8 protein-coding genes and 2 pseudogenes are annotated in these 8,829 nt (G+C 61.4%); 9 read left to right on the top strand and 1 reads right to left on the bottom strand.

The annotated features are described in order from the left end of the window. A partial coding sequence (locus tag BM321_RS18885; protein WP_139230479.1) for a transposase occupies positions 1-293 on the bottom strand: 293 nt, incomplete at its 3' end. A gap of 438 nt (positions 294-731) precedes the next feature. On the opposite strand from BM321_RS18885, the gene BM321_RS18880 reads away from it, so the two are divergent. The 9 genes and pseudogenes from BM321_RS18880 to urtA all read left to right on the top strand — a co-directional run bounded on the left by BM321_RS18880 (position 732) and on the right by urtA (position 8,749). Next, complete coding sequence (locus BM321_RS18880) at positions 732-1,091, top strand: DUF6124 family protein (protein ID WP_092443959.1); 360 nt, start codon at positions 732-734, stop codon at positions 1,089-1,091. 77 nt (positions 1,092-1,168) lie between these two features. Beyond that, a pseudogene (locus tag BM321_RS31020) lies at positions 1,169-1,318 on the top strand (transcriptional regulator); the annotation flags it as partial. 63 nt (positions 1,319-1,381) lie between these two features. Then, positions 1,382-1,576, top strand: a pseudogene (locus BM321_RS18870) (DNA-binding protein); the annotation flags it as partial. Positions 1,577-1,944: 368 nt separating this feature from the next. Further along, positions 1,945-2,343: a DUF2946 domain-containing protein gene (locus tag BM321_RS18865; RefSeq protein WP_092443955.1), complete on the top strand. Its 399-nt coding sequence runs from the start codon at positions 1,945-1,947 to the stop codon at positions 2,341-2,343. A gap of 46 nt (positions 2,344-2,389) precedes the next feature. Then, the gene (locus tag BM321_RS18860; RefSeq protein ID WP_092443953.1) at positions 2,390-2,869 is read left to right on the top strand and encodes a copper chaperone PCu(A)C; all 480 of its coding nucleotides are present in this window, start codon (positions 2,390-2,392) and stop codon (positions 2,867-2,869) included. A 57-nt stretch (positions 2,870-2,926) separates the two neighbouring features. Further along, positions 2,927-3,322 (top strand): DUF2946 domain-containing protein, encoded by a 396-nt coding sequence (locus BM321_RS18855; RefSeq protein ID WP_092331031.1) that lies wholly within the window; start codon positions 2,927-2,929, stop codon positions 3,320-3,322. 82 nt (positions 3,323-3,404) lie between these two features. Beyond that, positions 3,405-5,531, top strand: a complete 2,127-nt coding sequence (locus BM321_RS18850) for a TonB-dependent copper receptor (RefSeq protein WP_092443951.1) — start codon at positions 3,405-3,407, stop codon at positions 5,529-5,531. A gap of 191 nt (positions 5,532-5,722) precedes the next feature. Continuing rightward, positions 5,723-7,102: a PepSY-associated TM helix domain-containing protein gene (locus tag BM321_RS18845; RefSeq protein WP_092443949.1), complete on the top strand. Its 1,380-nt coding sequence runs from the start codon at positions 5,723-5,725 to the stop codon at positions 7,100-7,102. A 381-nt stretch (positions 7,103-7,483) separates the two neighbouring features. Next, positions 7,484-8,749 carry an urea ABC transporter substrate-binding protein gene (gene urtA, locus BM321_RS18840; RefSeq protein ID WP_025211599.1) on the top strand — a complete coding sequence of 422 codons (1,266 nt, stop codon included), beginning with the start codon at positions 7,484-7,486 and terminating at the stop codon, positions 8,747-8,749. The last annotated feature ends 80 nt before the right edge of the window (positions 8,750-8,829 follow it).

Raw genomic sequence — 8,829 nt, 5'->3', positions numbered from 1 at the left:
CTGCCATCCCGGTCGCGTGGGATATCCAGCCGCAGCGGACCATCTCCGGTCAAAACGGTTTTTCCACTCTTGCCATTGCGCTGATTAGTTTCATCCTCCGGGCGCTGCGCGCCCGGGGGATAGCCCAAGTGGTGGCCGAGTTCAGCGGTCAAGGCTCGTTCAATCAGGGCCTTCTTGAACGCTGCCGAGGCGTCCTCGATGGCTTCCGCTGTCATCAGCCCCTCACCAAACTGCTCAAGCAGCTCTTTGGGGATTTTGGGCAGGTCACGCAGGGGTTTCTTTTTGGTTGGCATACATGCACCTCTTACTCATGTTATGCCCGAACACAAAATTTCTGACACTCCCATCTAAGGCCGTTTTTGTCGCGATGTTTAGAAACTCCGAACAGCCCTACAATTTCGTCCGTCAGAACTTCGGCACCTGGCTACATTGTCTTGCGCCGCTCCCTACAACTACGCCAGAATCCGCTGGCTTGTGCGCTTTGGGATCCCTCGGTAACTTGGTCCCCGTCACTGCCCATCAGTGATCGGGTTTAGTCGCCCGTGGTCTTCAGCTGGTTCATAAGCTCCGTCCAGTCAGGTAGTCATTCCTGCACTCGATGGTGGTTGTGCGCAGGGCGCCCTAGGGCGCGCCGGTATTGCTGGACTCCCCGGTCGACTAACCTGCGTACAGCCGCCGCCCTTCGTTTAGTCGCGAAGCCGTTGCGGCTCCATAACATGGAGTTTCCAGCAATGTTCAAGAACACGCCGAATCCCCCTACCCCAGACGATCACGTATCCCGCAGCCAGTCAGCCAACGCCAAAAAACTCGACGACGCGGCCACCCGCGCTCTGGATTATTACCTCAAGCCATCCGCCGACAAAGAAACATCTGACACACTCGATACCCTTTTCATCATCGCACCTAACATCGATGCGGAATGTCTGCTCGCCAACCTCAGTGAAACCCTGGCTTCGGCCAATGCAATAGTCAGTGATCTGCTGTTCGACCTGAATGGCTCCCGACGCCATATTGCGCTGGCAGTCCAGCAGATGATCGAGCTGGGTCAATTGTTGGCGAATCGGGCGTTGGATGTCGTGGAAAAACGATAAAAAACACCGGGCTTGATCAGCATCGACTGATCAAGCCCGGCCCCTTTGTGGTTCGGTCATTTATTAAAAGGTAACGCGTGGCCCTCACACGAAGCTACAAACATACGATTGCCGAACGCGCCGGGCATGATCCTGAGTTCGCGCAGATTCTGATGGATGAAGCCGTAGCCCTGTTTTTGAACGGGGAGCAGGAGATGGCGAGGATGATCCTTCGCTTTCTCTTCAATCCCTCGCCACAGGGTTTCAGGTGCCAGGCAGATGGCGGATAAAGTCCGCAACGAGAGTCAAGCATGATCAAAAAATTCTCACGCTTCGATGCAGCCACTTATCTCAAAACGCCGGAGGAAATGAAGGCATATCTGGACGTTTGCTTCGAAGAGGACAACGGCGACGGTGTGTTGATTCGAGCGGCCCTTAACGACATCGCCCGGGCGGAACGCATGACACGAATGGTCTACGATTCCAATCTCGAACAACCGAATATCGACTGATCGAGAATCCCTGTGGCGAGGGAGCTTGCTCCCGCTGGACTGCGTAGCAGTCCCAAGAGGATGAGTACCCTATTGCTGACACACCACAGTTGCAGTTTTTGGGGCCGCTTCGCGCCCCAGCGGGAGCAAGCTCCCTCGCCACGGAGGTTTCATGTGCCGTTCGCAAAACGCTGTATCAGGTTCCAAGGCCTCTTCACGCCATAGCAGGAGTAAGCTTGCGCGCCGCACCAGTACGCGCCCGACAATCTATTGCTACTGTTAACCCAAGCCCTGCGACCCTACACCGCACGTGGCTTTTTTACTTCTCAACCCCGATCAGGCTAAATACCGCCACCTGATCGCCCAACCGAGCGGATTGCCCCATGTCCCGACAACGGCTTGCATTTGCCTGGATCGCCTGCTTCGCAGTGCTGTTCAACATGCTTGCCATGCCGCTTTCCAACAGCGGTGGCGCGACTGCCAGTTCGCCAGCCGAGCAACTGCTATGGGGCAGTTTCTGCTCGTCCAGCGGCACGAAAATGGTCGCGATTTCCCTGGGCACGCTCGAACAGGGCACGCCACAGAAAGACAATCACTCGACGATGCAGCATTGCTGGTGCTGCGCCGGCACCGCGTCGCTGGTGGCACTCACCGGCCATGCCCCGCAACTGTACCTGGATGCCCGGCTCGATCATCGCGGCATCGCCCAATCGAAACTCGATAACCCCACGCCCCGCCAGCAATGGCCAAGCCTCAATCCCCGCGCCTCGCCCCTGGTCTGATTCTTTCCGCACACACCTGCGCCCTGAATCGTTCCGGAGAATCGCCATGTTGAACAGACTTATCCTGCTGGCTGCCCTGCTGCTTCCCGTCGGCTTTGCCCAAGCTCACCAGTACAAGGCGGGCGATCTTGAAATCGCCCACCCGTGGTCTCAAGAGTTGCCGCCCAACGCGCCGACCGTGGCCGCGTATTTCGTCATCCACAACGGCGGCACCAGCGCCGACAAACTGCTCAGCGTCGACTCGCCCATCGCCGGCAAGGCCGAGCTCCATGAGCATGTGATGCAAAGTGACCTGATGAAAATGCAACTGGTATCCGATGTCGATATCGCCCCGGGTGCGACTGTCACTTTCGCGCCAATGGCCTATCACGTGATGCTGCTGGAGCTGAAGGACCGCAGCCTGCTCAGCGACGGCAAGCGCTTCCCCATGACCCTGCATTTTGAAAAAGCCGGGGATGTCACGGTCGACGTTGCGGTGCAGAAAAAAGCGCCCGACGGCACCAAGACACACATGCACGCCCAGTAGACGTAGCCGCCCGTGCACGCCCTTCGCGCCAGGCCATCCATGCCCCGCCGTCAGCCCATGAGCCTGACACGCGGCAGTTGGATCAGCCTGTTCGCCATGCTGATGATCTTTATCGGTCCGCTGATTTCCCAGTCGATGCCGATGGATCCGCGCATGTCTTCGTCCATGCCTGTGTCCATGAGCATGAACATGGAGATGGGCATGGACATGACGGCGCACGAAGCGCCGGCAGCCGAACATTGCCCGCCCCAGAGCGAGCACCATGCGTTGTGGGAAAAGTGCGGTTATTGCAGCCTGCTGTTCAATTGCCCCGCGCTGCCTGGCGGCCACACCTTCGCCGTCTTCAACACCCCCCACACCAACACCTACACCAGCCCGTCCCCACGCCTGGGCCACGCCCGACCCGCGTTCTTCCCGGGTGCCCGCACCCGCGCACCGCCCCTCGACGCGTAAGCCGACACTTCACTCACCCGGTCGTACAAGACAGTCCCAGACTGCCCGACCGTGTCGTCTACGTTTGTTCGATGGAATCATCATGTCCAGGTTTTCTGCTGGCATCGCGTTGGGCTCTGCCCAGGTTCGCTGCCCCCTGAACGAGCCACCGGTTCGTTTACGCCAAACCATCGCCGCGCTGTGCGGCCTGCTGCTCACGCCTCTCGCGCTGGCCGACGAGCACGAGCATCACGACCATCAGGTCGACGAACTGAGCCCGACGGTCATTACCGCCATCGCCCCCAGCTCGCCGCTGACCGTCGTCACCAACCCCAAGGACCCGCGCCAACCGGTGCCGGCCAGTGATGGCGGCGACTACCTCAAGACCATTCCGGGCTTTGCCCTGGTGCGCAACGGCGGCACCAATAGCGACCCGGTGCTGCGTGGCATGTTCGGCTCACGGCTGAACATCCTCACCAACGGCAGCATGTTGTTGGGTGCTTGCCCAGGCCGGATGGACGCGCCGACCTCCTATATCTCGCCGGAAACCTACGACAAGCTCACCGTCATCAAAGGTCCGCAAACCGTGCTCTGGGGCCCCGGCGCCTCGGCTGGGACCGTGCTGTTCGAGCGCGAGCCGGAACAGTTCGGCGAGCTGGGCACCCGGATCAACGCCAGTGTGCTGGCCGGCTCCAACGGCCGTTTCGACAAAGTGGTGGATGCCGCCGCCGGTGGCCCGCTGGGCTATGTACGGGTGATCGGCAACACCGCCCATTCGGACGACTACCGCGACGGCAACAACGACACCGTGCCGTCGCGCTATGACAAGTGGAATGGCGACGTCACCCTTGGCTGGACGCCGGACGCCGATACTTTGCTGGAGTTGACGGCCGGCAAGGGCGACGGTGAAGCGCGCTACGCCGGACGCGGCATGGACGGCTCACAGTTCAAGCGCGAAAGCCTCGGGCTGCGTTTCGAGCGCTCGAACATCGGCGAGGTGCTGGACAAGGTCGAGGCCCAGGTCTACTACAACTATGCCGACCACGTGATGGACAACTACACCCTGCGCACGCCGTCCGGCACCGGGATGATGGCCGGCCCCATGGCTTCCAACGTTGATCGCCGCACCCTGGGCGCGCGCATCAAGGCCACCTGGCGCTGGGCCGATGTGCAATTGATCGGCGGCCTGGACGCCCAGACCAACGAGCATCGTCAACGCAGCAGCATGGGCGTGGACACCTACAAGGACCTGCCGTACACCAAGGACGCCGACTTCCACAATTACGGCGTCTTCAGCGAATTGACCTGGTATGCCGCCGACCGCGACCGGGTGATCACCGGTGCCCGGCTCGACCGCGCCTCGGCCAAGGATTACCGCCAGAGCATCGGTTCCGGCATGTCGGCCCGCCCCAATCCCACCGCCGACGACACTCGCGCCGACACGCTGCCCAGCGGTTTCGTTCGCTATGAGCACGACCTGGACGACAACCCCGCCACCCTCTACGCAGGCGTCGGTCACGCGCAACGCTTCCCCGATTACTGGGAGCTGTTCTCGCCGGACGCCGGTCCCAGCGGGTCGCTGAATGCCTTCGATTCGATCAAGCCGGAGAAAACCACCCAGCTCGACTTCGGCCTGCAGTACAAGACCGAAACCCTCGAAGCCTGGGCGTCGGGTTATGTCGGCCAGGTCCGCGACTACATCCTCTTCGACTACACCCCCGGCATGATGGGCAGCACCTCCCGGGCCGAGAACATCGATGCGCGGATCATGGGCGGTGAATTGGGTGCGGCCTACAAGCTGAGCGAGCGCTGGAAAGCCGACGCCACCCTGGCCTACGCCTGGGGCAAGAACAGCAGCGACGGCAGCGCCCTGGCGCAAATGCCGCCGCTGGACGCACGACTGGGCCTGACCTACAGCGAAGACCGCTGGAGTGCCGGCGCCCTGTGGCGGGTGGTGGCGGCGCAACACCGTGTCGATGAAAACAAGGGCAACGTGGTGGGCAAGGACTACGGCAAAAGCTCGGGCTTCGGCGTGTTCTCGCTCAACGGTGCCTATCGCATCAATCAACACTGGAAGGTCAGCAGCGGTGTCGACAACCTGTTCGGCAAAGCCTACGCCGAACACTTGAACCTGGCCGGCAACGCCGGGTTCGGCTACCCGGCGAGCGACCCGCAGGCCATCAACGAACCGGCGCGCACGCTCTGGACCAAGGTGGACATGCGTTTCTAACCGACACCGGAGATCTGTCAGCCAGGATACAAACTGTGGGAGCGAGCTTGCTCGCGATGGCGAAGGCCCATTCAACATCGATGCAAGCTGAACCATTGCTATCGCGAGCAAGCTCGCTCCCACAGGGTTCGTTTCCACCTTGACTGACGGCACACCATAACAACCCAATTTGCCCTGCGGAGCGCTTTGCAATGAGCCAACCGAAACCGAATTTCTACAACCTGGCCTGGCGCTGGCATTTTTATGCCGGGCTGTTCGTGGCGCCGTTCATGGTGATGCTGGCCCTGACCGGCATCATCTATCTGTTCAAGCCGCAACTCGATCCACTGATGTACGGCAGCCTGTTGAACGTGCCGGCCGGGCATCACACCCTGGCGGCGGACGACTTGCTCAATAAGGTCCGCCAGGCCTACCCCGAAGGCCAGGTCAAACAGTACCTGCCACCGATCAATGCCGAGCGTAGCGCGCAGTTCGTGGTGATCGACCAGGGCCGGGAACTGAATGTGTTCATCGACCCGTACCACGGCGACGTTCTCGGCGAACAGGATGCGAAGAACAATTTGCAAGCCATGGCCCGGGCGATCCACGGCGAGTTGCTGATCGGTACGGTCGGTGACCGATTGGTGGAAATGGCCGCCGGCTGGGGCGTGGTGCTGGTGGTCTCCGGGCTGTACCTGTGGTGGCCACGCGGGCAATCAACGGCCGGCGTGCTGTGGCCGCGCTGGAGCGCCCGCGGGCGATTGTTCTGGCGTGACCTGCATGTCGTCGTCGGTTTCTGGGGCGCGGCATTCCTGCTGGTGATGCTGCTCAGTGGCATGACCTGGACCGGCTTCTGGGGCAAGCAATACGCCAACCTCTGGAACCGCTTCCCGGCGGCGATGTGGAATGACGTGCCCAAGTCCGACGTCGAGGCCGGCAGCCTCAACAACGCCCACCGCCAGACCGTGCCCTGGGCCATGGAAAATACGCCGATGCCGATGTCCGGCGACCATGCCGAGCACATGGGCCACGGTGGCATGCACGAAGGCCCCGCCGCCCCGACCGTCAGCCTGCAAGCGGTGCAGGATATCGCCACCGAACGCCAGGTCACGCCCGGCTTCAGCATCACGTTGCCCACCACGGCCAGCGGCGTGTTCACCGTCGCCGTGTTCGCCGATGACCCACGCCACGACGCCACCCTGCACGTGGACCAGTACACCGGCAAGGTCCTGGCCGACGTGCGCTGGGAGCACTACAGCATCGTGGCCCGCGCCACCGAAACCGGGGTGATGCTGCACGAAGGCAAGATGTTCGGCCCGGTGAACCAGATCCTCGTGCTGCTGGTTTGCCTGATGATCCTGCTCAGCGCCGTGAGTGGCCTGGTGATCTGGTGGAAGCGCCGGCCCCAGGGCAAGTTCGGCGTGCCGCCGCTGCGTCACGACTTGCCGACGTGGAAGACCGGGGTCTTCATCATGCTGGCCCTGGCGCTGGTGTTCCCGTTGGTGGGGGCTTCGCTGGTGGTGGTGTGGCTGTTGGACCGGCTGCTGATCCGCTTCAATCGCGGGCCTGAAGTGGCTTCATCTTCAAGCTGAGACAGTGCACTAACGGAAGGCGGCGCGAACGCTCTACTATCGCGCCCGCCATCTAAACGCAGACCCCAGCCCCCTATGGGAGCGAGCTTGCTCGCGATGGCGTCAACCCATCCAGCATTGATGTGGCAGACAAACAGCTATCGCGAGCAAGCTCGCTCCCACAGTTGATCGTTGACGACCGTGACATCGGCGCCCCAATGCGGCGCACTCCATCGCACCAGCGCCGAATCGCGATCACTCATGGTGCACCGCCCTTCCTCCCCTCCTCGCCACTTCCCTGTTTCCGGGCTTTTTTCCGACCGGGCACACCCCTTGCAAAAGCGCCTTCAGCGTCTGCATCTGCCTTCGAAAAAAAACTCATAAGTCCACGGAGATCGCACAATGAAGCGTCGTAGCTTGATCAAGGCTTTTACACTCTCGGCAAGCATTGCCGCGATGGGCATGGCCTGGACCGTCCAGGCCGCCGAAACCATCAAGGTCGGCATCTTGCATTCGTTGTCCGGCACCATGGCGATCTCCGAGACGTCCCTCAAGGACATGGCGCTGATGACCATTGACGAGATCAATGCCAAGGGTGGTGTGAACGGCAAGAAGCTTGAAGCGGTGGTCGTGGACCCGGCGTCGAACTGGCCGCTGTTCGCCGAAAAGGGCCGGCAGTTGCTGACCCAGGACAAGGTCGCCGTGGTGTTCGGCTGCTGGACATCGGTGTCGCGTAAATCGGTATTGCCGGTGTTCGAAGAACTCAACGGCCTGCTGTTCTACCCGGTGCAATACGAAGGCGAAGAGATGTCGCCGAACGTGTTCTACACCGGCGCCGCGCCGAACCAGCAGGCGATTCCGGCGGTGGAATACCTGATGAGCGAAGAAGGCGGCAGTGCCAAGCGCTACTTCCTGCTGGGCACCGACTACGTCTACCCGCGCACCACCAACAAGATCCTGCGCTCGTTCCTGCACTCCAAAGGGGTGGCGGACAAGGACATCGAAGAGGTCTACACCCCGTTCGGCCACAGCGATTACCAGACCATCGTGGCCAACATCAAGAAGTTCTCGGCCGGTGGCAAGACCGCGGTCATCTCCACGGTCAATGGCGACTCCAACGTGCCGTTCTATAAAGAACTGGCCAACCAGGGCCTGAAGGCCACCGACGTACCGGTCGTGGCGTTCTCGGTGGGCGAAGAGGAACTGCGCGGCATCGACACCAAGCCGCTGGTGGGCAACCTGGCGGCGTGGAACTACTTCGAATCCGTGGATAACCCGGCGAACAAGAAATTCGTCGATTCCTGGAAAGCCTACGCCAAGGCCAAGAACCTGCCAGGTGCCGACAAAGCGGTAACCAACGACCCGATGGAAGCCACCTACGTCGGCATCCACATGTGGGCGCAAGCGGTGGAGAAAGCCAAGTCCACCGACGTCGACAAAGTCCGCGAAGCCCTGGCCGGCCAGACCTTCGCCGCACCGTCGGGCTACACCCTGACCATGGACAAGACCAACCACCACCTGCACAAGCCGGTGATGATCGGCGAGATCCAGGCCGACGGTCAGTTCAACGTGGTCTGGCAGACCGAAGGCCCGATCCGCGCGCAACCGTGGAGCCCGTTCATCGCCGGCAACGACAAGAAGCCTGACTATGCGGTGAAGAGCAACTGAGCCCATGGGTGTCGGCCTCAATCCCGGGCCGACACACAACCCCTGTGGGAGCGGGCTTGCTCGCGATAGCGATGGATCAG

The organism is Pseudomonas sp. NFIX10 (assembly GCF_900111955.1).
Lineage (GTDB): Bacteria > Pseudomonadota > Gammaproteobacteria > Pseudomonadales > Pseudomonadaceae > Aquipseudomonas > Aquipseudomonas fluorescens_AA.
Note: the sequence above shows the minus strand (reverse complement) of the source record. Positions and strands in the feature narration are given on the sequence as shown.